The sequence below is a fragment of the Acinetobacter sp. Root1280 genome (genome assembly GCF_001425285.1).
Taxonomy (GTDB): domain Bacteria; phylum Pseudomonadota; class Gammaproteobacteria; order Pseudomonadales; family Moraxellaceae; genus Acinetobacter; species Acinetobacter guillouiae.
The window spans coordinates 165,189-190,594 of the sequence record NZ_LMED01000026.1; the positions used below are offsets into that span (position 1 = coordinate 165,189).

Sequence of the window (25,406 nt, forward strand, 5' to 3'; positions counted from 1 at the left end):
TTAAATTTGCGCATCTTTGGGAATTTGAAAGAATATCAACGCCGTAATGATGTTAATCGCACCTAAGCAAATCAGGGTATAGTGAAATGCTTGTGTTATATGCGCTTCACTAAAATAGCCTGTAAATGCATTGAGTAGAGTACCTGCCAAAGCAACCCCAATACTCATTGATAACATCATAATCATCGATAAAAAGCTATTCCCACTACTGGCATCCTGTTGCGGGAGATCTTTAAGCGTAAGGGTATTCATGGTCACAAACTGTAATGAGTTGAGTACACCAAAAATAAAAAAATGCACTACACCTAACCATGTCGGGGTATCTGCTGTATGTAAGGCAAAACTGGCAATACATGCACCGATCAATAAGGTATTGATCAGTAGAAATGGACGATAACTAGTACGTTGTAGAATCGGGCGGATGATGGGTTTAGAAAATAATGAACCGAGTACAATCGGGGTCATCATTACCCCAGTCATAAAAGGTTCCATTTTAAATGCAACTTGGAGCATCAGTGGCAAAATAAAGGGAACCGCATTTCCACCAAAGCGCGCAAAGAAATTACCGAGTACACCGATGGTATAGATTTTATTTTTAAACAGTCGACTACGAAACAATGCATTTTTATGGGTATGGGCATGATAGGCATAGACCAAGGCTGAGATTATCCCAGCAAAAAGTAAGCCTAAGCTCAGGCTTTGGGATATTTCATTGCTGGCAATATTTTCAATACCTAAAGCCATGCCCACCATTGCAATCGCCAATAGAATAAAGCCACTGAAATCAAAGGATTTTACCGATGCTTCAGCCACATTGGGCATGGCTTTAAAGGTGACAAAAGTGCCTAAAATACCGATGGGTAAATTAATCAAAAAAATCCAGTGCCAAGAGGCATATTCGACCAACCAACCGCCTAAGATCGGGCCCATTAATGGACCGAGTAATCCCGCCAAGCTCATCAAACTCATTGCAGAAAGAAACTGCTCACGAGGGATGATTTTTAACATGGCGAGTCGCCCGACTGGAACCAGTAACGCGCCACCGATACCTTGAATAACTCGAAATACAATAAGTAGATTGAAGTCATTGGACAGTGCACAGCCCAATGAGGCAGCGGTAAAAATTACGATCGCTGCAAAAAAGATATTTCGTACCCCAAAGCGATCTGCCAACCAACCACTTAAAGGAATACACGCAGCAACCGCCAAGACATAGCTAATCACGATGCCATGCATTTTTAATGGATTTTCTTGCAGGCTTTCTGCCATAGCAGGCAAAGCGGTATTGATAATCGTGGTATCTAAGCCTTGCATGAAAAAGCCGATCGAAACTAAAAAAACCAATAAATAGAATTTAGGTTGGAGTTTACTGTGCGATGGCGTAGTCGTCATAGAACTTAAATAATCCCATTTTGTGAATATTTTAAAACAATCATCTGGCTAAATCTGTATGAAATCGTTGCTTTATATTGAATCAGGTGTGATACCCAATTGAATGTTCAAGAAATTGCCATAAAACTGTAATCTGCTTGTCATGGAACTTACACCCGTGATGAATACATTAAGCCAAATTAAACAAAAAATGGGCTGTTTATGAACATAAAAGTTTCAGCATTGTGTTTAGCAATGCTTTCTGTTGGTTTAGTGGCATGTAATGATGATAATAAAACAACAGCGCCAACGGTTGAAGAAATCACACCTGAAAGCATTAATTTAAGCTTATTGGGGCGTTATGAAACGGGTATTTTTGCTGAAAGTGCAGCAGAAATTCCGGCATATGATGCAACAACAAAACGGGTATTTGTGGTCAATGCAAAGAAAGGTTTAGTTGATGTATTAGATGTGTCTAAACCCGAAACACCTGTGCATATTGGTGAGCTTTCGGCTCGTGAAGCTTTAGCTGATTCTGAAGTAAATTCAGTTGCGATTAAAAATGGCATTGTGGCACTAGCCGTTCAAGCCAAACAAAAAACAGATAAGGGTATTGTGGCTTTTTTTAATGCCAAAGATTTGAAATTGATCAGTACAGTCGAAGTTGGTGCTTTGCCTGATATGCTGACATTTAGCCCAGATGGTAAAACTGTTTTGGTGGCAAATGAGGCTGAACCCAATGATGACTATAGTATTGATCCTGAAGGTTCAATCAGCATTATTGATATCAGTAATATTCAACGACCGTCCGCCAGCCTTGCCGATTTTAAAGCGTTTAATGATAAAAAAGCCGATTTGATTAAAGCGGGTGTACGCATTTTTGGTCCTAAAGCGACAGTGGCTCAGGATCTAGAACCTGAGTACATCACCATCAGCAATGATGGGAAAACTGCTTGGGCGACCTTACAAGAAAATAATGCCATTGCCAAAATTGATATCGTTGCTAAAAAAGTGACAGATATTTTTCCATTAGGTTATAAAGATCATGGGCTTGCCAATAATGCGCTAGATGTCAGTGATAAAGATGGAAAAATTAATATTCAGGCTTGGCCGGGTTTGGTGGGGATGTATCAACCTGATTCAATTGCCCATTATCAAGCCAATGGGGCAAGTTATTTAGTCACAGCCAATGAAGGTGATTCACGTGAATGGTTGAAGGACTCAACTGCATATTATGCTGGAGATCAAAGTAAAGGTTTTGCAGAAGCAATTCGAATGAAGCATTTATTCAACGTCAAAGGTTTCAATAATAAAGGCGATTATCCTGCTCATTTGACCAATCTTGTTGCGGGTGTAAAAGGGGCCAAACTAGATGCCACAGTTTTTGCCTATTGTGGTGCAACAGCGACTGATCCGGGCATGTGCCGTGATGATACACAATTAGGACGTTTAAACATTGCTTGGAATATGGGTTATCAAACCAACACGGATGGCTCACCAAAATTGGATGCCAATGGATTATTGACCTATAGTAAACTTTATAGCTATGGCGCACGTTCTTTCAGTATATGGGATGCACAAGGTAAGTTAGTTTGGGATTCAGGCAGTGAGTTTGAGCGTAAAGTTGCTGAGCTATTTCCAAATTATTTTAATAGTGATCATGAAGCGGCGGCTTTTGATGACCGAAGTGACAATAAAGGGCCTGAGCCTGAAGGTTTAGCGCTGGGTACGATTGGTAAAAAAACCTTTGCCTTTATCGGCTTAGAGCGCCAAAGTGGGATAATGGTATACGACATTAGCAATCCACAAAAACCTGTGTTTATACAGTATTTTAATAATCGTACCTTTAAACAGGATCAGGTTTATAAAGATGCCAAAGGTCAGCCGATCTTAAACAAGGATGGTAAACAGATTCTGATTGAGAAAAGTGATTTAGGTCCTGAAGGACTGACGTTTGTCTCTGCCAAAGATTCACCAAATTCAAAACCTATGTTGATTGTGGGCAATGAAGTCAGTGGCAGTACAGCAATTTATCAGATTAATTTAAAATAGCGTTTTGATGTATTCTGTTGCGAGTAAAGAGTGCTTTGGCACTCTTTTTTATTGAAGCTATCCCTCAGTTTTATGAGGGATAGTTGTAGATGTGATACATGAAGTAGCTTAATTATTCATCTTTATCTACATCGGCAATTTTCAATAAAATTGTATTACTGATCTAAGCCCAACCACTGTCTTTGATGATAAGCGCTATCCCAGAACAACCACTCTAATTCAGCGCCTTTGGTATAGGCTTTATGCATTTTCTCAAGGGTATCTGCATCGCAATGTTCTGCAATACGGTCAATCGTTGCTAAAACATTTTTAACTGCTTCGTTAAACTCTTCACCTGAATAGGTATCGATCCATGCTTGATATGGATTATTGGCAATAGATTTACTCACAATATCTTTTCCAACTTCTGCATAAATCCAGAAGCAAGGCAGTAACGAAGCCAAAACCACAGGATAGCTTTCAGACCAAGCCGTCGCAGTTAAAAAAGCAGTGTAGTGATGGCAGGCAAGGGTAAGCGGGGTATTCTCAAAGTCAGCTTTGCTAATCCCAAAATCTTTCATAAATCCATCGTGTAGGCTACGTTCAACCACAATCGCTTCTTTCGCACCTTGGGTAAACTGGATGATATCGTCAGCATCAAATGCTTTTGCGCCACAGACAGCCAATGCCCGACCATAAGCCACCAGATAATGCGCATCCTGAATCACATAATGACAAAAAGCTTCCTTGTTTAATGACCCTGTCGCAAGTTCTTGGTTAAATGGAAGCGCTAAAGTTTTGTTATATAAAGCAAGATTACGTTGCCATACGTCTTGAGAAAAAGACATGTCATTTTCCTATGCAATGATTCAAGTTATAAAATGATTTCAGTTTGCAAGACTATAACAACTCTAAATTGCTTTAGGTATTTGAATGCAGAAAATTCGATTGTATTTGCATAAAAATATGACAAAGAACTTTGGATAAATGTGAAAAAGTCGTCATAATGTGCGCATTAAAAACGCGATTTTTATTTCAGTTTTCTGATTCAAAAACTATTCTCCGTAGGTCGAATTCTCATGATGAAACATTTTGGTTTCTCAATATTTTTTACGATCGTGTGTTTGGCAATCTCTGCATATTGGGGCTTTACCCATGGTCCAAATGCAGGCGTGCAAGCCATGCTCTCTGCACTGACCATTACGGCAATTCTTGCTGTGATGGAAGTGTCTCTGTCTTTTGACAATGCTGTTGTAAATGCATCTGTGCTGCGTAATTGGGATCATTTCTGGAAAATGATCTTTTTAACCGTTGGTATTTTGATTGCTGTATTTGGTATGCGACTGGTATTTCCTGTTGTGATTGTTGCGGTCACAGCGGATATGGGCATGTTTGATGTTGTGAAAATGGCATTAAATGATCCAATTCAATACTCAGAAAAATTATTGGCACATCATGCTGAAATTGCCGCTTTTGGTGGTTCATTCTTGTTGTTGGTATTTTTAAACTTTTTCTTGGATGAAGGCAAAGATACCCATTGGTTTAAATGGATTGAAAAGCGTTTAGCCAACTTGGCCAATGTACCAGCAATGTCGGTATTCCTTGCTTTAGTGGCATTGCTGATTATGGCTGCAAATGTAGATGAAGCGAAACGCCTTGTGGTCACAATGGCAGGTATTTGGGGCATCGTGATTTATATCGGTGTACAAGTACTCAGTCATTTACTGGGTGGCGAGCCAGAAGTAGATGAAGACGGCAATGCTGTGGGTCATGATGCCAATGGTGCACCTACAGGTGTGATCAAAGCGGGTATTGGTGGCTTTATTTACCTAGAAGTCTTAGATGCATCGTTTAGTTTTGACGGCGTGATCGGTGCATTTGCGATTACCTCTGATGTTGTCATCATTATGCTTGGTTTAGCCATTGGTGCGATGTTTGTTCGTTCAATGACAATTTACTTGGTCGATAAAGGTACACTTGATGCCTATATCTACCTTGAGCATGGTGCGCATTATGCCATTGGTGCTTTGGCATTTATCATGATTGCGAGTGGTACAGGTTTACATGTACCTGAAGTGGTAACGGGTTTGATTGGTGTTGCCTTTATTGTTTGGGCAATCATTGCATCGATTCAATATAACAAGCGAATTGAACAACAGAGTTAATCCTTTTTTAAGAAAAGAGATTACAATACAAGAGCACTTTAACAGTGCTCTTTTTTATGCTCAATGTTTCCACAAAGTTGCCACAATATGCGATGATGTGTTTGATAATTAGCTCGCCAGTTTTGATAAGCCAGTAGATATGATGAATCCTTTAGAACGCCGCTCGACCTTTGCATTAAGTAGTATTTTTGCTTTACGCATGTTGGGGTTGTTCATGATTATCCCTGTGTTTGCGGTGGTTGGTCAGTCTTATCAGTATGCCACACCTGCTTTGATCGGTTTAGCGGTCGGCGTCTATGGCCTCAGCCAAGCACTTCTGCAAATTCCTTTTAGCTTATGGGCAGATCGTTTTAGTCGTAAACCTTTGATTGTTTTTGGCTTACTGCTGTTTGCTTTGGGTGGTGCTGTTGCGGCAATGTCTGAAACCATTTATGGGGTCATTATTGGCCGTGCGATTGCTGGCGCTGGCGCTGTATCTGCGGTTGTTATGGCTTTGTTGGCGGATGTCACCCGTGAAGAGAATCGGACCAAAGCCATGGCTGTGATGGGCATGAGTATCGGATTGTCCTTTGTTGTGGCTTTTAGTTTAGGGCCTTGGCTCACCAGTTTGGTGGGGATTTCAGGGCTATTTTGGGTAACAACAATCATGGGATTATTGGCAATTCTCATGTTGTTTATGGTGCCTAAAACCACACGTCATCATAAAAACTTTAAACAAGGTTATCTGCATCAGCTCAAACAAGTCTTAAAAATGGGCGATCTGAATCGTCTACATGTTTCAGTTTTTGCGCTGCACTTATTGCTTACCGCAATGTTTGTTTATGTGCCTTCTCAATTGATCAATTTTGCCGGAATCCCTTTGGCGCAACATGGCATTGTTTATTTGCCTTTGTTGGTCATCAGTCTGTTCTTTGCATTTCCGAGCATTATTCTGGCTGAAAAATACCGTAAAATGCGCAGCATTTTTCTAACGGCAATTGCGGGAATTATCGCGGGATTAGTCATTCTGATTTTTGGTTATGAATCCAAATATATCTTATTGTTAGGCCTTGGATTGTTCTTTATTGCCTTTAATGTCATGGAAGCTTTACTCCCTTCATGGTTGTCTAAAGCAGCACCGATTCAATCCAAAGCAACAGCAATGGGTGTTAATGCAAGTGCCCAATTTTTAGGGGCTTTTTTTGGTGGGACACTCGGTGGACAATTAATTTTGCTCAATAATACAACAATGGGTTGGAGTGTCTTATCAGCTATTGCTATACTTTGGTTGCTCATTAGTTTTGGGCTAGCTCAACCACGATATTTAACATCAATCGTATTACGATTGCCTGAGGATAAACAAACCGATAATTGGACTTCTCAGTTGTTGTCAATTCGTGGTATTGAGGAAGTTGTGGTTATGTCTGACCAGCAAGTTGCGTATATAAAGGTTGATAAACAGCAAATTGATGATGCTGCGCGACAACATTTAACGCAGTTGTTTGGGAAAGAGGTAGCCATTTAAACATAACTCTTATAAAGTAAAACATAGAATCGAATAGGAAGATAACATCTAATGCGTGGTGTAAATAAAGTTATTTTAGTTGGTACTTTAGGTCGTGATCCTGAGACTAAAACTTTCCCAAATGGGGGTTCTCTCACTCAATTTTCAATTGCGACAAGTGAATCTTGGACAGACAAAAATTCCGGTGAAAGAAAAGAACAAACGGAATGGCATCGTATTGTATTGCACAACCGTTTAGGTGAGATTGCACAGCAGTATTTACGTAAAGGCTCAAAAGTTTATATTGAAGGTTCTTTACGTACCCGTCAGTGGACGGATCAAAATGGTCAAGAGCGCTATACCACTGAAATTCGTGGCGAACAAATGCAGATGCTTGACAACAACCGTCAACAAGGTGAAGGCGCTGCTGCTGACAATGGTGGTTATAACCAACCACGTTTCAATAATAACCAGCAAGGTGGTTTTAACAACAATCAAGGCGGTGGTGGTTATGCGAATCAAGGTAATCAAGGCGGTGGCTACGGCAATGCCAATCCACAAGGTGGCTATGGCAATGGCGGAAACAATGTAAACCAAGGTTTTCAATCGCCTAAACCTGCAGCTGCACCATCAGCACCTACTGCTGCCCCTGCGGATTTGGATGATGACTTACCGTTTTAGTTGATAAAAACGGTCAAGCTTTATCAAAACCCTTTGTGAAAACAAAGGGTTTTTTATGAGCTTCATGATTTGGTTTTAGACTATCACTTTTTTGCTGAAACCCACATGGTAATCACAGCTTTAAATACCAGATCATTGTGCGTGTCTTTGACCTCCACATTGACCAAATAATCACTACCTTGATTCCACTGAAAATTGCTTTCAACAGGTGTGGCAATCGCAATTAAATCAGTTTCAGCCTTCTTTAAATATTCAACCGTCATCCCTTTGGGAATCCAACGATGCGTGGAAGGCACGGTTACGTCGGTCATGGTTCCACCAGCAAGTTCAGCCATATTACACATGGCAATTGCATGGACTGTGCCAATATGATTGAGTACAGCACGGTGTTTTTTGATTTTAATTTCAGCATAATTCGTTTCGAGTCGTTCAAAAACAGGTGAAATACTGCTGAAATAAGGCGCTTTTAAGCATAATAATTTTGAAAATGTCCATTTGCCAGCAGGCTTATTTTTAAATCTATTCCACAGTTTTAGTGTTTGGCTCATTGTTGTATTCCTTATTTAGTTTACAGAATATTATTTATTTTGCAGAATGTTATTCTAATACAGAATTATATTCTGTTATTGGCTCGACAGACGATTTGAATCGCGTAAAATGTCATATAGGAAATGCTTAAATAAAATCAAAGGCTGTACATGAATAATCAAAGTTTGTTGGAACGTCGTTATAGTGGACGTCGTGCAGAATTAAAACGTGTGATTTTAACGGAAGCATTAGCCTGTTTTTTAGAATATGGGATTGAAACAACAACAATAGAAATGATCCGTGAACGTGCGCAAACCAGTGTGGGAGCGATTTATCACCATTTTAAAAATAAAGAAGGTTTAGTGGCAGCCCTGTATATTTTAGCCATAGAAGACCAAGCAGAACGCCGTGATCAAGCATTATTGTCTGCACAAAGTCTACAGCAGGGTATCCAAGTGATGACAGCAAGTTATATAGACTGGGTCATGGATTATCCTGATTTCGCCAGATTTTTATATACTGCCAATTTTAGTATTTCTAAAAGTACTCAACGGGATCAGCTAAAACAGCAGAATCATTTACGTAATCAGCACTTATTGGCTTGGATGAAACAGCAACCCGATTATGGGGTGATCAAGAATATTCCCCATGAATTATTATTGTCATTTATGGTTGGATCGACAGAAAGTTATTGTCGGGCATGGTTGTCAGGTAAAGTGAAAGCCACGCCAAAAGTTTACCAAGCAGCATTGTCACATGCGGCTTGGTGCAGTTTAGAAAGCGTATATCAGTAACAACAAGGCTGAATAACCAAGCTTGTTAAATCAAGGATGCTATGATTAAAAAATTCGTGAGCTTTGCATATAGTGCGCTGTGACTTGATCTAAGTGATTAAGAATTGTTGCGCGATCTTGAGTCTGAATTGCTGTGTCTAGTTGCTGCATATACCCTAGCAATTGGTTTTTTGCTTTTGCTGCAAATTCAGCAGTAATGGCTTGATCTTCATAAAGTAAGACATAGTTTTTGGCAAAACCATAAATCATAAAAATTGCCGTTTTCTCAAAATCAGACTCAGAATGAGCAATTTGAGATTCACAGTTTATTTTCAGTTGTTTAAAAGCGTCTGTACCAAAAGGAAGGTTTTGGAATTGCTCCAAAAGAATTGAGAACGTCATTTTTTAAAGTCCACTCAAAAAGAAAATCTATAGAGTAAACGGTGAAAGGTCAAGCAAAGTTTGAAATAATATTTTCGATCAAACCAAGCCAACAGATTGGAAAAATAAATCTATAAAACCGATTATTTTTATTAAAAACTCCAGTTTTACCGATTTAATAATATTTCGTATAGTGATTTCACAGATAAGCAATCCCTGAAACCTATTGAAGGAAGACCAAATGAGTTTGATCAATACTGAAGTTAAAGCATTTAACGCAACTGCATATAAAAATGGTGAATTTATCGAAGTGTCTGAAAAAGACTTCTTGGGTAAATGGTCTGTGGTATTTTTCTATCCTGCTGATTTTACTTTTGTCTGCCCAACAGAGTTAGGCGATCTAGCAGACAACTATGCTGAATTCCAAAAAATGGGTGTAGAAATTTATTCAGTTTCTACCGATACACACTTTACCCATAAAGCATGGCATGACAACTCAGATGAAATCAAAAAGATCCAATACCCAATGGTGGGTGATCCAACTTGGGCTTTGGCAAAAAACTTTGAAGTGTTGATAGAAGCCGAAGGCCTTGCAGATCGTGGCACTTTCGTGATTGATCCTGAAGGTAAAATTCAAATTATTGAAATCAATGCTGGTGGCATTGGACGTGATGCACAAGAATTACTGCGTAAAGTGAAAGCAGCACAATATGTGCACGCACACCCAGGTGAAGTATGTCCTGCAAAATGGAAAGAAGGAGATGCAACACTTGCACCTTCAATTGATTTGATCGGTAAAATCTAATCATTGCCTAGGATTAGAATTGAAAAACCAGAAGTTAAACTTCTGGTTTTTTATTGTTCGATTGTTGACTTTATAAAATATAACCATCGTGTTTAGGTGCGTAGGCGCGAATACCTTCAACTAAATCTTCAATTAATTTTTCCATGACTAAGCGTTGACCTTTGCGTGATGCGTAAACCAACTGTACAACACCGATATTGGAACACCACTCTGGTAACAGATGGATTAAACGCCCTGAAGCAATGTCTCGTTCTACCGTTAAATAGGGAAGATCAGCAATGCCTAAGCCATCGAGTACCGCATAATACGCACCCATTAAGTCATTACTTTTGACCCGAGGCTGTAACGGAATATCAATTTCTTCACGTTGCTGAATATGATGTAAATGCCAATGATAGTGCTGTTTATCTGTACCTAATACAATGGTTGGAAATTCACAAAGTTCTGTGACATGTTGAATTTCACGATCGCCTAAAAGTTCAGGACTAATCACTAAACAGTGCGTGGTTTTAATCACATCTCTAACGATAATGCTGGAGTCTTCATTGCTTGAAAAGTTAGTACGAATGGCCAAATCAATATCATCATGCAGCACATCGATACGTCGACTGGTGAGTGCCAATTCAACCCGAACTTTGGGATATTTTTTTAAAAACTGATTTAGAATTGGTCGAATTTGATGTTCCATCATCACCGGTGGGCAACTAATTTTAATCAGACCCTGTAATTCAATTTCTTGTTTTAATAAGACATTCTGGGCATTATCCGCCTGTTCAATAATCTTTGCACATTCCCCAAAGAATTCTTGTCCTAGTGGTGTGACTTTAAAATGCCGTGTCGAGCGTTGAATCAGAGTCACATTAAATTTGGCTTCTAAATCCAGAATACGTCGGCTCAGTTTAGACTTGGTGATATTACTGGCTTCACTTGCAGCACTAAATCCACCATGTTTTACCACCAGATAGAAATAATAGTAATCATCAAAAGAGTGCACAGCTTCATCTCAGGTGTAGTGATGATAAAATAGTATCATTAATAGGAAAATATTTTAAAATTTGTACAAATAAAATGCACAAACAAAAGCGAGGAATGCAAAGACTTACATTCCTCGCGACAACGATTGTCTTATTTTTGAGAAGTTTTTTGTGTGTAGCTGTTGATCAGATTACGATAGTCAGGGATATGGTTACCAAATAGCGTACCTAAACCTTCAATATCATTACGCCAATCGCGATGTAGCTCACAAGAGGCACCAAACCAAGTCATTAATTGTGCACCTGCATTGCTCATACGATCCCACGCTGAGTCACGTGTCAGCGGGTTAAATGTTCCTGAAGCATCGGTGATCACAAAGACCTCAAAGTCTTCTTCAAGGGCAGAAAGTGCAGGAAAGGCAACACAAACCTCGGTGACAACACCCGCAATAATCAGTTGTTTTTTACCTGTTGCTTTTACCGCTTTGACAAAGTCTTCATTGTCCCAAGCGTTGATTTGACCAGGGCGAGCGATATAAGGCGCATCTGGAAAAAGCGCTTTTAACTCGGGTACCAGTGGGCCATTGGGACCATCTTCAAAACTGGTGGTGAGAATAGTGGGAAGGTTAAAATATTGAGCCGCCGCAGCCAGTGCCAGAACATTGTTTTTAAACTTATCTGGGTCAATGTCGCGGACTAAAGAAAGTAATCCAGTTTGATGATCGACTAACAATACCGCAGCATCATCTTTGTTTAAACGAACGTAAGGTTTTCCCATTTTTTATATCCTTGAAGTCACTAAAATTTAAATTGTGCTTAAATACAAAACAAATTATTTTGCATGGATTTCATGTTACGTGGCTTAATGATGATAATTAAGCCTATAAACTGAGATTAATAATCTCATAAATAAGATGATTGATTAAAAACTACGCTGTGCCATCGCTATTGAATATCCTATATTTGGGATTCAGCGTATTGGTAGATTGCTGTATTGATCACTTTAAAAAACCTAAAATGGATTCATATTAAAGCCTAGAGATAGGAGTATTGAGATGAAAAGAATTATTGGTGTATACCGCAATCAAAATATGCATTGGGTCGGTGATGGTTTTCCTGTAAAAAACTTGTTTTCTTATGATCGTTTAGGTCAAGCGATTAGTCCTTTTTTATTATTGGATTATGCAGCGCCTTATACCTTTGCACCTAGCCATGAACAGCACGGTGTAGGTTCACATCCACATCGTGGTTTTGAAACAGTGACACTCGCCTATCAAGGTGAAGTTACCCATAAAGACTCCCATGGTGGCGGTGGAACCATTAAAACAGGTGATGTGCAATGGATGACTGCGGGCGCAGGCTTGGTTCATGAAGAATTCCATTCACATGAATTCACTGAAAAAGGTGGAATCTTTGAAATGGTTCAGCTTTGGGTGAATTTACCTGCGGCAGATAAAATGACCCAACCTAAGTATCAAGCAATTTCTGCGCAAGATATTCCTGTGATTTATTTTGATGATGATGCAGGCCACTTACGTGTGGTTGCTGGGAAATATGCTGAACAACAAGGTGCTGCTTCAACCTTTAGTCCGGTCAATGTTTGGGATGGTCAGCTTAAAGCGGGTCATGAGCAAATTATTCATGTGCCAGTTGACCACAATACTTTGGTGGTTGTACTCGAAGGTGAAATGCTACTCAATGGTACACAAAAGGTACTTGATAGCTCGATTGTCATGTTTGAAAAAGATGGCGATGCAGCAATTCAACTTGAAGCGGTGCAAGATGCTAAGTTTTTGGTCCTTACAGGTAAACCACTGAATGAGCCAATCCAAGGCTATGGTCCATTTGTAATGAATAGCAAAGAAGAAATCGTGCAAGCGTTTAACGATTTCAACAATGGCAAATTTGGTGAAATTGTAGCGGAAGCTTAGTTGATGTTGATGAAAGGTATTTGTGTATAACGGATACCTTGCATGTCTTTAGCCTATAAGTTCAGCCATGTATGAGATATCGAGAAGTCAAAAAGCGGATTGTAAAATCCGCTTTTTTTATATTTAAAATTTTTAGCACCAAAAGGTCAGAAATTTAAAAAAAGAAAAGAGCTTTGCTCTTATTGAACAGAAGCTCTCTTACGCTGTAGTTTTTTTCTTTAGATGATTATGTCTTGTTTTGATTGGGTTGTTTTGTTATTCGCGCATCATAATTAATTAAAAATGTGAAGTAAAGCACAATATATTTCATTTGGTTAATTTATATCCGTTGTTTCAGTATTTTTTGTATGCCGTCATTTTACAAGTGGTGTAATTGATCTGCTTAAAAAGCAAATTCAAAGTAAAAAAAAGGATCTCTATTCCACACTATAGAGATCCTTTTTATGCTGTAGTTTCTTTTATTGTGTGTGTTGTCATAATTATTTGTTTTTATTGTAAATGTGAATTATTTATCGTTTTTATGCTGTAAATAATAATTAATAAATTGGCATTTGTAAATGTTTTTTTAATAAATAGTTAAATTATCTGTATGTTTTTAACAGTATTTTTTTATATATATAAATATCAATCAAGTATATACAGGGTGTCGCACAAGAGCTTGGCCTAAAACCGTTAAAATTAAATATAGACCGAGGAATGGAGATTTTTCCTAAAAAATTTCCAACAAAAAAAGTTAAAACTGGAACTTTTTAATACCGCGATTTAATCGGCTATAGCTCATAATAAAAAAAATGGTTACGCACGGATAATAACTTTGGATATTGCAGTGATTGGTAGTGGTATGGCTGGCCTGGCCACCGCAAGAATTTTTAAAGATGCAGGTCATAACATTACCATCTTCGAAGCATTACCTGGTCGCGGTATGGATAGTCACAGCATTGAGTTTGAAGGTGGTCTAATTGATGCACCTTTGCGCGTGATGAATCAGCATTTATGGAAAAATACACTGAGCCTTGCAACACACCTTGGCATAAAAACCTTTCCAGTGCGTACCTTTATGGCATGCAGTTGGTTATTTGAAGACAAAACAGAAACTTGGTTGACCACATCACGTACCCGTATTGGTAATTTCCCCATTATCAATAACCGTAAAGGGATTAAGCAGTATGGTTGGCGTTTAGTCAAAGGGATGTTGCAGCTTAAAACCGCCATTTCTCAATTTTTTAAATCTAAAAATCAAGACATTACCCTTGCTGATTTTATCAATCACAATGACATTGAAGAAGTATTTTGGCACGGTGCAGTAATGCCTGTGCTTTATACCATTTGCACCTGTGACCCTAAAACTATTGGTGAATGGCCTGCAAAACCGCTCTTAATCTTTTTAAAGCAATTAACCGATGGTGATGCTTTACTGCGTTTACATGGTGGAACGCCTGCTTTTGTCGATAAATTGATTGAAGGTATTGATATTCATAGCGGTTCTGAAATTATCAAAGTTGAGGAGCAGGGTAATGCTGTTCTGGTTGAAAATGCACAAGGTGAGCAATTTCAATTTGACCGTGTGGTGGTTGCAACACCGACCAATAAATTAGAAAACTTTTTAAATAAACAACAATTTGCTGATGATATCGCTTTATTGCAAAAATTTAAGTTTGAGCAAGGCGAATTGGTTATGCATACCGATGCATCTGTGATGCCGCCAAATCGTAAAGATTGGGCTGTATTGAGCTATATGATGGATCGCAAATTTACCAAACAACAATTTACGGTTTGGCTGAACTCGATTGAACCAAGTTTGGTGGGTAAATCTCCAGTGTTCCAAACATGGCGCCCTGTGACCAGTATCGATCCGAAGAAAGTCATTTCTACAGTGACCTTAACTCGTGCTGTGGTGGATTCTGAAACAGTGGCTTTAAACATCGAGTTACAAGCGCGTCATAAAGTCGCCAACCGCAAAGTATTCTATTGCGGTTCATGGTCATGTGACGGTCTACCAATTCTTGAATCTGCGGTAACTTCTGCAATGCATATCGCAGAAATTTTTGGTGCACCATTGCCATTTGTAGGATTAAAACCTAAAGTTGAGGTGGCTCCCCAACTTGGCTATTAAAGCCCAGTGAATTCATATAAAGTTTAATGAATTCATAACTGAATAAGTGAATGATTTAAAATGAAATGGCTTCAAGCGATTCAGCAAAAACTTCCAAAACATAAATATGCAATCGATGCAAAAATGTTAGGAGATAATGCTGAGTGTGCTTGGACCAATCTAGGCTATTGGGATGAGACTACATCCTCTTACCCTCAAGCCTGTCAGCAACTTGCTGAACGACTTGCACAAGCGGTACAGCTTACGCCACATGATCGACTACTAGATTTAGGCTGTGGTCAAGGTGCCAGTTTAAAATACTGGTTAGAACACTACCAAATTCAAGATTTAGAAGCGGTTGAGTTACAACAACAGTGTGTCGATAAAATTCAAAAACAACTCCCGCAGATTAAGGCGATTCACTGCCAATCTTTTTTAAATTTAAATGCGCTTTTATTGACGCAACCTTTTGATGTGGTGTTGTGTATTGATGCGGCATACCACAGCGATTTAAATTTATTTTTAAATTCAGTCGTCCCAATTTTAAATTCAAAAGGTCGTTTGGGTTTTCATACGTTGATGCTTTCAGACACAGTTTTAAATTCAAAACAAAAAATGAAATACAAATGGCTACTTAAAGCCGCTGATGTCGATTTAAAATCACTGATGACCACGACCCAAATCAATCATGCCCTGCAACAGCATGGTCTTGAGCAAATCGTGATTGAAGATCTATCCACAGCAGTATTGGCTGGTTTTAGTCAATATATTGCGACACGAGCGAAAACGGAGCGTGGAGGGCTAGATCAAATCAAAATACAAATGACCGCAAAACTTTGTCAAAGGTTATTTGAAGAGGAAATCGTTCGATATATACAGCTCAGCGCGGTCAAAACATAATTTTTATTATTTGTGATGAGATCAAGCAGATCAAAAAATTATAAGTAAATGCCTCAGCCAAAAACAACAAAGCCTCACTAAAAAAGCGAGGCTAAGTAAAAATGGTGCCGGCACACGGATTCGAACTGTGGACCTACTGATTACAAGTCAGTTGCTCTACCAACTGAGCTATGCCGGCAACGTGGCGAGAATTTTACAGAATATTTATAAGATTGCAAGCCAAAAAATAAACAATTGAATAATCTTTAATATTTATAATCTTAGCGATCGGGTCTTGGCCTGAAGCTGATAATGCCGTGTGCTATGAATGCTTAGATTTTTAGAGAGAAACGGATTTTATCGCTTTTAACTTGCAGGTAGATAAAATAGCAAAGATAGCTAGAGTAACGGCAATTAGCGTAAGGACAACTAGAGCAACGATTAGTAATCGCTTTAATCTTCCGACTAAAAAGGCTTACGGAGGGGTAAGCCTTGAGTATTTGGGGGTTAAATCAATAAATCTTTATCAGTTTTGAAATATAGACTTATTTTCTCCTTAAAATATGATCCAGATCTTGTGCGCATTCTTCTAGGGTGATTGCCATATCTATTTGCATTTGGGGTTTCAATTCGTTTGCGAGTTTTCTCCATTGCTCAATCAATTGGATAGCTTTCTGAATTTTATGCTTATTTACATCTTTGGCAATAGTTGGGGTGTATCCACCACGTTTAGCATTTTTGACTTGTCTTACATAATTGGCGCTGTTATTCATTGTCACTCCCGAATAGCAGTTTTATGCTTTTAACTTGTTTGAATCGCTAATAAGTACCGCATCATGATTATCTTAAGAGAACGTTACATCTATATGATTTTTATTTTGTATTTCACCTCCTTTGAATCGTGCTAGAAGTTCTTTTCACTTGATACTAATTCAAGAAAGTTTGAATTGAAATAGTCAATTGTCTTTTTAGTTGAGTGGATATGTATCTATTTGCTTCAAAAAATAGTTCAAATATCGTATAACTAAGTTAAGCAAAAACTAGAACAATTGAGAATGAAACGATTCAGTATTTTATTATTATTGGTTTCTGTCGCACATGCTGAAGCTCCTAAAGAATGTCAGTTACTTAAACAGACCTCCGAAATGTTAATGCAGTTACGTCAAAACGGTTTGTCGCTGGATGATGTTGATTTTAATCCTGAAGCATTGTCTGCAAAAGAACAGCTATTATTAAAAGGTATGATTGACGATGCAAAGGGCGTACCGATTTATCAAATACCTTTAACCCGACAAAAAGCCATTAATGATTTTAAGCTCAAGTGGCAAGAGGTGTGTCAGTCTGCGGATGTTGTGATGCCAACTGAGACGAGATAAAGGATTGTTTTTTATTTCAACTATAGGGTTATGGTTAAATAGAGGGTCTGGTCGCGCTATAGAAATATGACTAGATGCAATTCTAAGCGATCATGTTACCGCTCAAGCTAGCGTACAAGTAAGCGATCAAGTTCAGATAAGCTGAAAAGTATTAAACAACGATATAGAGTGAAGTAAAATTACCTTTTTTTGAAAAGGAGGTAACTAAATAAACCTAAAAACATGAAGATAATTGCTCCTAGAAGCCCTTGTATTTCAGATAGATAAAAGCTAATTTTTGACATTCTTATGTTTATATTTTTATCTGAAATAAGAATCTTCGATTGATTCTGATTATTTTTATTAAGCCATAATTCAACTTTATTGTTTTGGTAGTATTCATTCCAAATTTTTAAATTCTGATTTTTTAAATCTTGGCAGCTTTCAAATATATATAATTTATAAATAACAATTACATCATTTTGTTGAAAAATTTTAGACTTTCTATTATAGAAATATTCATAAGTTATATTTAATTTTGATAAATTATCAACGCCTGGCCCTATTCTTGAGCATACAGTATTGGATTCTAGTATTCTAAAATTTTTGACTTGAATCCAATTTGGATGGGTTATTTGAAAGATTTTAAACTTTAAAGATGGAGAAATATTGACTAATAAAAAGACAATTAGGGTTATTATACTCAAATATAGGAAGAGCCTTTTCATATATAGACCTGTTATCACTTTGCTGTACTTACGCTCAGCGGATTTTTATTGAATACTGTTTAGCGATGAGCCATCAGGCTTTATAGTGAAAGAAACCGATTAGCTTATCCGTAGCGCCAATCGGTTTGACAAGTTCTATACTTTCAACATAGTCATGGTTTTTAGGCTAACGGCTATCATATTAAGTAGGGAATATCTTACTTTTAAAACAATAAAAACCACTTAGAATCAAGAAAATGGATTGGAAAATAGTCCATCCGAGTACAGAATAATTCGAGCACTTTGTGATGGAATCATAAATAATTTCTTTATAAGATACGGTCTCCACCATATTTAATAATGCTAATTCAAAAATTAATAATATAAATGTGGTGACAGAGTAAATGTATTTATTTTTTATAAAAATTAAAATTATTGAAAAGATGATGGATAGCACACCACACATCCCTAACATTGATGAATCATTAGCTGAAACACCATTTAATTCTTTAAAATAGGTAATAGACCCAATTTCAAGATACTCATGAATACATAAATCTTGACCAAACTTATCAATTGTATATCCCGCTAATCCAGATAAGAATAAAAATATTACAGCTATATACCTAATCATAATTTATAAACTCAATTGTAATGAAGGATCAAACTTCCAAGTTTCGACTTGTCTGTCCTCTCACAATCATCTGGAATTGCAATGACATCACTATTTAGAGCTAATTTTATTGCTTCTTACCATTTCCATGATCGTGCATAAACTGCTTTCTCTAATCTAGCTTTTGGGATTTTTCCATTTATCCAACTATCTAATGCTTTTTCCCCTGCATTATAAAAGACGGTAGATTCTTGTCGTGTCAGTCTTCGGCGGATTATCCTCGATCCTCGGACAACATTTTCTCTTTAAAGACGATAGAGGCAATGATTTGGGGATATGGTTACTTCCAAAATAAGAATTTTTGCAAAAAGCTCTTTTTATGTATCTTTGACGTATCAGTATTGTCAGTAATTATTCCATGCCCTAATCTAATTCTATTTTCAACCTCATAAAATTCATGGATAAAATCAAAGCCTAAATATTCATTTGATAAATAGCTTAACAATAGTCTAGATAAATGGTTAGTAGAGTTTTCGATTGAATCAATATAATAAAATTTAAAATAATCCTCCCATTCTTCAACCTCATCCATGGAAAAATTAGGATCGGTTATAATCTCTTCTTTCCATTCATCACCATCCGCATTTGGGCATGTGCTTCATTACTGCATTGCGAAAGAAAACGATTACCTGAAGTAATAGGTAAAATTTTGGCAGCGTTAAAGATGAATGGTATTTGCTATATGTCATTTAAATATGGTGAAAAAGATCGCCATAAAGATGGCAGGGATTTTACAGATTTAAATGAATTACAAATACGAAACTTATTAAGAGAGTTTGATAATATTTTACTGTTACAACAATGGATTACCATTGATAAACGTCCTGATCATAATGAAGATTGGCTTAATATCGTATTTCAAAAAATGAATAAATAATGTCAATATTTATACCTACACAACAGCAACAGCTCAAGTTTTTGAAACAGATTCAACAAATACTACATTCAGGAAGTTTTTCTTCAACGTATAAACTCGCCTTATTGATGAGTCTTTGTCGTTTGGCAATTGAACAAGGAAAAGACACTGGAGAAAGTTTACCTATAGACTATTTAGATATTTCTGAGAAATTTATAGATTTATATTGGAAACAAACGCTTCCATTCCATTTTAATGAGAATGAACCATTTTTACTGCAACAGAATAATGGTAAGCAAGCTGGAATCATTAGTTTAATTCACAGTACACAGCAAAATTATAAGTCTCTTGCTTTAGCTAGACGAGACCATATGCACTGGTTGAAATTGAAAAAGCAAGTATCAGATATTGTAAAGAAAATGCCTGTTACCTATTTGCAAAATTTAAAAGGTCAGAATGTGGAGTTTTTATACCGGTTAGATGATTCTCGAAAACAGCTCATACTTCTACCAAATGTGATGTATTGCTTGCGTCAATTTAGTGAAATTATTGAAGAATTATGCCAAAAGAAATGGGTTGATTTTGTCAGATTAAATAAAGGGAATTTATTGGTTTTAGATGGTTTGCCTGATCTAGCAACATTCATGTTTGAACCAAGTCGAAATCAACTCCGCCAAGTAGGAGAGTTCTTAGTTGACCTACAAATGTGTAAGTGTTTCTACTGCCAAAAGCCAATTAAACAAAATAAGTGGGCTGTAGATCATTTTATACCTTGGGCAATGTACCCAGCAGATACAGGTCATAATTTTGTACTTGCAGATGAAAAATGCAATTTAGCTAAAAGTGATTTCTTAGCATCAGAAGAATTTTTATTGCAATGGCAAGAGAGAAACAAAAACTTTGATAGTCTCATTACGGACGAGTTATCAAAGCTTGGTTTTCTAACTAATATTGAACGGTCACATAGTGTTGCAAGTTGGGCATACAGACAGGCAAAGGAGAATGAGTATTTGTTATGGGGTAAATAAGCCATAAGCATCTACATAAATCTAGAGTATCTATCTATAAGTAGTTGATGGTCATGGAATTCTATAAAAGGTTTAAGAGCTAAATAAATTTCCTCTTTTAATTTGATATCTATCCATGAATCATCACGATAGATACATTCACCCATGGCTCTGAAAATAAGTTCAATTTCATAATTATTCATTAAAAAGATTTCTTCTTCTACTCTACCTCTGAGTGCATTAAGAAGTTCCTCAAAATTTGCGAATTCTTCATTATAAAAATCAAGTTTAGAAGATATATAAGAAAAATAGCCTTTTGCATTTTCGACTAAAGAAATGAGACAAAGATATAGTTGTGAAATCTCATTCATAGTGAAATAGGCACGGCTACTTTTGGGGGAAATATAGAAAGCTTGCAAGATCTCGATTGTTTTTAATACACCTAAACTTCGATAGTAATGATCCTTGAGTAACGCAAATTTACGAATATCCCTCATGTAACCAAAGTTCTTTAGATCTTTTAAATTTTTGATTTTTTTTGAGTAACTAAAGTAGGAAAAAAAATTCTTCTTTTTATTCCAATTAATAGCTTCAGGAATAAGTTTCTCTGTTATCCATTCAAAAGAAGTTTGACAAGGCCACCATTGTTTTTCGGATACAGGAATTTTGCTAAGGGGCGGTTCCCATAACAAGGTGAGTTCATCTTTATCATTGATATCTTCAATATTTTCTGCCCAAAACATACCGTGATAAACATCTTCTACAGGTTTATATTTTTCTCCTGTATATAGTTGTATGAAATTCCGAGATGCTGAAAACATATGCCATTCAGTATTTCCATTGTCTACATCATGAACATTTGTAAAATTAATCATCAAATCCCAAATTTCCTTGGGTAATGTACATAACGCGATATATGTTCGTCCATTCCGTGAAATAAATGGAAAGTTATAAGCTTTCCATTTATCTTCAATTTTTTGTATCGCTTCAAGATAGGCAATAGTAAGATTGTCCGCAACTTCTGTAATTTGTTGAATAACTTCAATTGGGAGATTAAAACGACAGTTTTGTAAGTCTATAATTTCAGATTGATTTGATGGATTAGCAATATAAAATGGTCTATAGCGAGAGTGAAGGGGTTGTCCTGAGTTTCCTAAGAAATTTTCTAACATCCATTTATTTTCTAAAATTACACTTACTCCATGAGCATCATGAGTTTTTACTGTAATAGTGGCAGAACCAACATGGTTTTGTGTAGGTAATAGAGCCGAAATTTCTATCCATTTCCTTTTAATTTTCCAGTTACCATCTTTATAAAAGGTTTCATCAAAATCTGAATAATTTAATGAAGAAAAATTCAGAAATTCTTTAGCAGCTTCTCTATTGTTTTCAATAGGATCAATTAACGCTTTATGTAAAGTTTCAATAAAGTGCGTTCTATGCATCCACTCATTATAAAACTGGCTTTCTGGAGCCATTGGAAAGTACTTACTAACAATGTCTGGATAGGGTTGTGACTTTGCGGTTAAGGTTACTGCTGTCCATAACTCGGATTCAATTCCTAAAGCATGAAGTTCTTGATGTATCTCATCCCATTTTTTTCGTATATTTCTTGGTAATTGGTCTTGAGCAAGGATAATTACATATTTTTTTATCTTTGAAATTAAATCATTTTGTTTGAACTTTTTTACAGTGTTTTCTAACTCTTGAATCGATAAGCTTCTCCAACACTTACATTCATAAGCAGCAAGTTTTTGAGGGGATTTGGCAAGATTGGCACATATATCAAGCCCACCCTGATAGTGCCCATTCCCTTGTATTCGATGAACATTTGTTAAATCTTTATCTTTATAAAGTAACCATTCACAATATTGTTCAAATTGCTCGCTGGTAAGTTGTAAAAAAGGTAAGGTGGTGGCATCGAATGGAATGTAAGTTTGCATAAAATAATATTTTAGATAAATTATATATTTAAGGTTGTTTTAGCTTAATAAGACTACATCTTATTATAATAATTGGTAGGTTTTATTGATAAATTATCATAAAGTTTAGTTCCTATTTTATATAGATTTGACCTGAACATCTGTATGCAATTAAATTGCTTTAGATCAAACTAGACAAAAAGCGTAAATCACTACAGTTTAGTTTTTAAGCTTCTACTGAGATGAAGTCGGGATAACTTTTGCGGTGAAAGAGTCAGACTAGTCTAATATATAAATTATTTAAGCATAAAAACAAGACTATAAATGTGCCACCAAAAATTAATAGTATCCAACTTGGGTATTGATTATGTTTTATCTAAAAGATATAAAATTCCATTTTCTGAGGCTGTTTTGTTGTTTATATGTTATTAAACATCTTGTTTATTATTTGTTTATCAATGAAACTAGCTAAAAAAGCTGTTATGGATTTTTGAACAACGCAGAGGGTGAAAAGTTGTCATATTTTAAAAGTACACCAGTAAATATTTTAGGAAACAATAAGTTAAGAAATCCTCAATTAGAGGCTTACATCAAAATACAAGACTATTTTACAAAAAATCCTCAAGGAGAAGCTCTTGTTGTATTACCAACTGGAACAGGAAAATCAGGATTAATATCTATTGCTCCATTTGATGTTTCTAATGGTCGAGTTTTAATCATAACTCCAGGGTTAGTGACTAAAGACAGCATTAATAAGACACAAAGTCAATTGGATGATAATTTTTGGATAAATTACGAGATTATTTTTAATATAGATCATCAACCAATTATTAATGAATATGAAACTGATATTTCTCAGGAGCACTTGGATCGCTCAAATATTGTTATCTCTAATATTCAAAAAGTTGTAAATAATTTTGGATCTTCCCTTGTTGACAGGGTTCCCAAAAATTATTTTGATATGATTATCATTGATGAATCACATCATTCAACAGCAGAGAGCTGGCAAAAAGTTTTAGATTATTTTACAGGTGCAAAAAAACTACATGTAACTGGTACCCCATATCGAGGAGATAATCAACCTATACCTGGTGATAAAATACATGAGACTTCTTTGTCGGAAGTTATGCGCTCTAAATATGTAAAATTTTTAAAAAAAGAGACAGTTAATTCTGCAGAGCTTTACTTTACAATAAATGACAGGCCTGGTGAAAAACTTACTTTAGAAGAAGTTTTAGAATTAAAAGATAGAACTTGGATTGAAAAATCTGTTGCTCTCTCTACTGAATGCTCATTAGAAGTTGTTAAGTATTCTGTTAGTAAACTAAATGAATTGAAGCAGTTATCGCCTCAAGTCCCTCATAAAATTCTCGCTGCTGCTTGTAGCATTGATCACGCTGAAAGTTTAGTAAATTTGTATAAAAGTACAGGTTTAAGAACTGAAATCATTCATAGTGAGATGGATAAGGATAGTAAAGATAGGATATTTAAGAAGATCGAAAATCATCAATGTGATGTGGTCATTTCAGTAAATATGCTAATGGAAGGCTATGATCATAAATATTTAACTTTATTATCTTTATTTAGGCCATATAGAAGTCTTAATGCTTTTGCACAAATTGTAGGGCGTGTTCTGCGTGTAATATCGGATGAAGAAATTACGGATTTCGATATTGATAACAATGCAACAGTTATTTTTCATGAAGAAATTGGCTTAAATCATATGTGGAGCGAATTTCAGAAAGAAATTGATCGTTCTAAAGTTGCTAAAATTAAAGAATATACTCTTTCTGATTTTGTTTCAGATACTGAAAGATCCGTTAATCAATTGGCAGAAATTCAGGTTGATGGAACTTATATATCATCTCAAGAGTCTTTTTTAACAGAATATGATTTCAATGCCCTTTTTGAAGCGAGAAAAGCGCAAATTTTAAGTGAGACTACAAATAAGAAAAAAGATTTAGAACAGCTTGGATGGGATCCAGAGCAAATTAAATTATTAGAAAAAGCCTTGTATGATGCTGAACTTAAAAAATTTTCTAAAGAGATAGATCCTGAGCTTCTTGAGAAAAGACCACATCAAGCAAGAAAAACTTTAAGAAAGTTAATTAAGGAGAAGATTGATAATTTGACCGCAGATTTATTATCTGATTTAAATATAGATCCTAAGGGGACTGAGCTTGCTCCAAGATTTAGTACGCTCGTCTATAACTTAGCTCAAAATACACCTAATGATGGTACAATTGTCCGTTATATCCAAACTAAATTACATAAACGGTTTGGGGCAATTGATAAACGAGACAATGAAACGTTAAAGGTCTCTTTGGATATTATTTCAGAATATATTCATGAAGTCAGGAGATTAATTAATGGCTAATAGCTTAGAGTTGGAAAGTTTAGTAAATAAGCTTATATCAACATATTTACTAAAAGGTATACAGCCTGATGATTTAGCTACCGCCTTATTCGAGGAAGAGTATGAAGAATTTATTATTACTAAAAATCGTACAACTGATGTTCTAGTAGTTAAACTCTCTTTCTTTGAGATTAATGATGAAGATATCTCAACTTTACATAAATTTCGATATACTTATGAAATGAGTACGAAAACACTTATAAAGATTGAACAATCTATAGGGGCTGGGAAATTTAAAATACAATGGGATAGATCCATTGTTATACAGGAATTAATGAGTTCTATAGGGAACTTAATTTCACCTGAGGATTTTAAAAAAATGTATCTTGATAACTTACCAAAAGATGTTAGTTCAAAACTTTATCTTGTTGCTTAA

At 36.3% G+C, this 25,406-nt stretch carries 22 protein-coding genes, 1 tRNA gene and 1 pseudogene; 14 read left to right on the forward strand and 10 right to left on the reverse strand.

The genetic code is table 11. The features are described 5' to 3' along the window. A complete protein-coding gene (gene mdtD / locus ASC84_RS17940) occupies positions 1 to 1,392 on the reverse strand; it encodes a multidrug transporter subunit MdtD (protein ID WP_056517198.1) in 1,392 nt (463 codons plus the stop codon). A gap of 201 nt (positions 1,393 to 1,593) precedes the next feature. Here mdtD and ASC84_RS17945 point away from each other — a divergent pair, with 201 nt between their 5' ends. Next, positions 1,594 to 3,423, forward strand: coding sequence for a choice-of-anchor I family protein (locus tag ASC84_RS17945; protein ID WP_056517201.1), 1,830 nt, complete (start codon positions 1,594 to 1,596; stop codon positions 3,421 to 3,423). Between the two features lie 155 nt (positions 3,424 to 3,578). Here the strand turns inward: ASC84_RS17945 and tenA are convergent, their stop codons facing one another. Further along, on the reverse strand, positions 3,579 to 4,250 hold the full coding sequence (tenA, locus tag ASC84_RS17950; RefSeq protein ID WP_004818427.1) for a thiaminase II: 672 nt from the start codon (positions 4,248 to 4,250) through the stop codon (positions 3,579 to 3,581). Positions 4,251 to 4,484: 234 nt separating this feature from the next. Between tenA and ASC84_RS17955 the strand changes: the two genes are divergently transcribed. The 3 genes from ASC84_RS17955 to ssb all read left to right on the forward strand — a co-directional run bounded on the left by ASC84_RS17955 (position 4,485) and on the right by ssb (position 7,731). Then, entirely contained in the window at positions 4,485 to 5,567 is a 1,083-nt protein-coding gene (locus ASC84_RS17955; protein WP_171252558.1) for a DUF475 domain-containing protein, read from the forward strand. Positions 5,568 to 5,706: 139 nt separating this feature from the next. Further along, entirely contained in the window at positions 5,707 to 7,071 is a 1,365-nt protein-coding gene (locus ASC84_RS17960; protein ID WP_056517207.1) for an MFS transporter, read from the forward strand. A gap of 51 nt (positions 7,072 to 7,122) precedes the next feature. Next, the gene (gene ssb / locus ASC84_RS17965) at positions 7,123 to 7,731 is read left to right on the forward strand and encodes a single-stranded DNA-binding protein (RefSeq protein ID WP_004718569.1); all 609 of its coding nucleotides are present in this window, start codon (positions 7,123 to 7,125) and stop codon (positions 7,729 to 7,731) included. 83 nt (positions 7,732 to 7,814) lie between these two features. Here the strand turns inward: ssb and ASC84_RS17970 are convergent, their stop codons facing one another. Continuing rightward, entirely contained in the window at positions 7,815 to 8,279 is a 465-nt protein-coding gene (locus ASC84_RS17970; protein WP_056517210.1) for a hotdog fold domain-containing protein, read from the reverse strand. Between the two features lie 150 nt (positions 8,280 to 8,429). Between ASC84_RS17970 and ASC84_RS17975 the strand changes: the two genes are divergently transcribed. Next, a complete protein-coding gene (locus tag ASC84_RS17975) occupies positions 8,430 to 9,053 on the forward strand; it encodes a TetR/AcrR family transcriptional regulator (RefSeq protein WP_056517213.1) in 624 nt (207 codons plus the stop codon). A 45-nt stretch (positions 9,054 to 9,098) separates the two neighbouring features. Here the strand turns inward: ASC84_RS17975 and ASC84_RS17980 are convergent, their stop codons facing one another. Further along, positions 9,099 to 9,434 (reverse strand): hypothetical protein, encoded by a 336-nt coding sequence (locus ASC84_RS17980; protein ID WP_056517215.1) that lies wholly within the window; start codon positions 9,432 to 9,434, stop codon positions 9,099 to 9,101. Between the two features lie 220 nt (positions 9,435 to 9,654). Between ASC84_RS17980 and ahpC the strand changes: the two genes are divergently transcribed. After that, positions 9,655 to 10,218: an alkyl hydroperoxide reductase subunit C gene (ahpC, locus tag ASC84_RS17985; RefSeq protein ID WP_004718560.1), complete on the forward strand. Its 564-nt coding sequence runs from the start codon at positions 9,655 to 9,657 to the stop codon at positions 10,216 to 10,218. Between the two features lie 70 nt (positions 10,219 to 10,288). Here ahpC and ASC84_RS17990 read toward each other — a convergent pair whose 3' ends face one another. Continuing rightward, the gene (locus ASC84_RS17990; RefSeq protein WP_056517217.1) at positions 10,289 to 11,212 is read right to left on the reverse strand and encodes a LysR substrate-binding domain-containing protein; all 924 of its coding nucleotides are present in this window, start codon (positions 11,210 to 11,212) and stop codon (positions 10,289 to 10,291) included. Between the two features lie 131 nt (positions 11,213 to 11,343). Continuing rightward, positions 11,344 to 11,970, reverse strand: coding sequence for an isochorismate family cysteine hydrolase YcaC (gene ycaC / locus ASC84_RS17995; RefSeq protein ID WP_056517221.1), 627 nt, complete (start codon positions 11,968 to 11,970; stop codon positions 11,344 to 11,346). Positions 11,971 to 12,247: 277 nt separating this feature from the next. Here ycaC and ASC84_RS18000 point away from each other — a divergent pair, with 277 nt between their 5' ends. From ASC84_RS18000 to ASC84_RS18010, 3 genes are all read left to right on the forward strand, one after another. Further along, positions 12,248 to 13,123, forward strand: a complete 876-nt coding sequence (locus ASC84_RS18000) for a pirin family protein (protein WP_056517224.1) — start codon at positions 12,248 to 12,250, stop codon at positions 13,121 to 13,123. 814 nt (positions 13,124 to 13,937) lie between these two features. After that, positions 13,938 to 15,236, forward strand: a complete 1,299-nt coding sequence (locus ASC84_RS18005; RefSeq protein ID WP_056517227.1) for an FAD-dependent oxidoreductase — start codon at positions 13,938 to 13,940, stop codon at positions 15,234 to 15,236. A gap of 60 nt (positions 15,237 to 15,296) precedes the next feature. Continuing rightward, positions 15,297 to 16,115, forward strand: a complete 819-nt coding sequence (locus ASC84_RS18010; RefSeq protein ID WP_056517230.1) for a cyclopropane-fatty-acyl-phospholipid synthase family protein — start codon at positions 15,297 to 15,299, stop codon at positions 16,113 to 16,115. Between the two features lie 102 nt (positions 16,116 to 16,217). On the opposite strand, the gene ASC84_RS18015 is transcribed toward ASC84_RS18010, so the two are convergent. Beyond that, positions 16,218 to 16,293, reverse strand: a tRNA-Thr gene (locus ASC84_RS18015). Positions 16,294 to 16,639: 346 nt separating this feature from the next. Then, positions 16,640 to 16,867, reverse strand: a complete 228-nt coding sequence (locus ASC84_RS18020; protein ID WP_004718547.1) for a hypothetical protein — start codon at positions 16,865 to 16,867, stop codon at positions 16,640 to 16,642. A gap of 282 nt (positions 16,868 to 17,149) precedes the next feature. Between ASC84_RS18020 and ASC84_RS18025 the strand changes: the two genes are divergently transcribed. After that, positions 17,150 to 17,470: a hypothetical protein gene (locus ASC84_RS18025; RefSeq protein WP_056517233.1), complete on the forward strand. Its 321-nt coding sequence runs from the start codon at positions 17,150 to 17,152 to the stop codon at positions 17,468 to 17,470. Between the two features lie 179 nt (positions 17,471 to 17,649). On the opposite strand, the gene ASC84_RS18030 is transcribed toward ASC84_RS18025, so the two are convergent. Then, positions 17,650 to 18,177 (reverse strand): hypothetical protein, encoded by a 528-nt coding sequence (locus ASC84_RS18030; protein WP_056517236.1) that lies wholly within the window; start codon positions 18,175 to 18,177, stop codon positions 17,650 to 17,652. A gap of 1,235 nt (positions 18,178 to 19,412) precedes the next feature. Here ASC84_RS18030 and ASC84_RS18045 point away from each other — a divergent pair. Next, positions 19,413 to 19,706 (forward strand): annotated as a pseudogene (locus ASC84_RS18045) (SAM-dependent methyltransferase); the annotation flags it as partial. Further along, on the forward strand, positions 19,706 to 20,713 hold the full coding sequence (locus tag ASC84_RS18050) for an HNH endonuclease (RefSeq protein ID WP_056517244.1): 1,008 nt from the start codon (positions 19,706 to 19,708) through the stop codon (positions 20,711 to 20,713). The pseudogene ASC84_RS18045 and the gene ASC84_RS18050, both read left to right, overlap by 1 nt. An 11-nt stretch (positions 20,714 to 20,724) precedes the next feature. Here ASC84_RS18050 and ASC84_RS18055 read toward each other — a convergent pair whose 3' ends face one another. Beyond that, the gene (locus ASC84_RS18055; protein ID WP_056517247.1) at positions 20,725 to 22,635 is read right to left on the reverse strand and encodes a hypothetical protein; all 1,911 of its coding nucleotides are present in this window, start codon (positions 22,633 to 22,635) and stop codon (positions 20,725 to 20,727) included. A 469-nt stretch (positions 22,636 to 23,104) separates the two neighbouring features. Between ASC84_RS18055 and ASC84_RS18060 the strand changes: the two genes are divergently transcribed. After that, a complete protein-coding gene (locus ASC84_RS18060) occupies positions 23,105 to 24,991 on the forward strand; it encodes a DEAD/DEAH box helicase (protein WP_264753254.1) in 1,887 nt (628 codons plus the stop codon). Further along, complete coding sequence (locus tag ASC84_RS18065) at positions 24,984 to 25,406, forward strand: hypothetical protein (protein ID WP_056517249.1); 423 nt, start codon at positions 24,984 to 24,986, stop codon at positions 25,404 to 25,406. Before ASC84_RS18060 ends, ASC84_RS18065 begins: the two co-directional genes overlap by 8 nt.

Coding starts and splice junctions, on each gene's coding strand:
- ASC84_RS18030 (WP_056517236.1), bottom strand. CDS start 18,177: ATGAAAAGGCTCTTCCTATATTTGAGTATAATAACCCTAATTGTCTTT.
- ASC84_RS17980 (WP_056517215.1), bottom strand. CDS start 9,434: ATGACGTTCTCAATTCTTTTGGAGCAATTCCAAAACCTTCCTTTTGGT.
- ssb (WP_004718569.1), top strand. CDS start 7,123: ATGCGTGGTGTAAATAAAGTTATTTTAGTTGGTACTTTAGGTCGTGAT.
- tenA (WP_004818427.1), bottom strand. CDS start 4,250: ATGTCTTTTTCTCAAGACGTATGGCAACGTAATCTTGCTTTATATAAC.
- mdtD (WP_056517198.1), bottom strand. CDS start 1,392: ATGACGACTACGCCATCGCACAGTAAACTCCAACCTAAATTCTATTTA.
- ASC84_RS17970 (WP_056517210.1), bottom strand. CDS start 8,279: ATGAGCCAAACACTAAAACTGTGGAATAGATTTAAAAATAAGCCTGCT.
- ASC84_RS18010 (WP_056517230.1), top strand. CDS start 15,297: ATGAAATGGCTTCAAGCGATTCAGCAAAAACTTCCAAAACATAAATAT.
- ASC84_RS18065 (WP_056517249.1), top strand. CDS start 24,984: ATGGCTAATAGCTTAGAGTTGGAAAGTTTAGTAAATAAGCTTATATCA.
- ASC84_RS17975 (WP_056517213.1), top strand. CDS start 8,430: ATGAATAATCAAAGTTTGTTGGAACGTCGTTATAGTGGACGTCGTGCA.
- ASC84_RS18050 (WP_056517244.1), top strand. CDS start 19,706: ATGTCAATATTTATACCTACACAACAGCAACAGCTCAAGTTTTTGAAA.
- ASC84_RS17960 (WP_056517207.1), top strand. CDS start 5,707: ATGATGAATCCTTTAGAACGCCGCTCGACCTTTGCATTAAGTAGTATT.
- ASC84_RS18020 (WP_004718547.1), bottom strand. CDS start 16,867: ATGAATAACAGCGCCAATTATGTAAGACAAGTCAAAAATGCTAAACGT.
- ycaC (WP_056517221.1), bottom strand. CDS start 11,970: ATGGGAAAACCTTACGTTCGTTTAAACAAAGATGATGCTGCGGTATTG.
- ASC84_RS18025 (WP_056517233.1), top strand. CDS start 17,150: ATGAAACGATTCAGTATTTTATTATTATTGGTTTCTGTCGCACATGCT.
- ASC84_RS17945 (WP_056517201.1), top strand. CDS start 1,594: ATGAACATAAAAGTTTCAGCATTGTGTTTAGCAATGCTTTCTGTTGGT.
- ASC84_RS18055 (WP_056517247.1), bottom strand. CDS start 22,635: ATGCAAACTTACATTCCATTCGATGCCACCACCTTACCTTTTTTACAA.
- ASC84_RS17955 (WP_171252558.1), top strand. CDS start 4,485: ATGAAACATTTTGGTTTCTCAATATTTTTTACGATCGTGTGTTTGGCA.
- ahpC (WP_004718560.1), top strand. CDS start 9,655: ATGAGTTTGATCAATACTGAAGTTAAAGCATTTAACGCAACTGCATAT.
- ASC84_RS18000 (WP_056517224.1), top strand. CDS start 12,248: ATGAAAAGAATTATTGGTGTATACCGCAATCAAAATATGCATTGGGTC.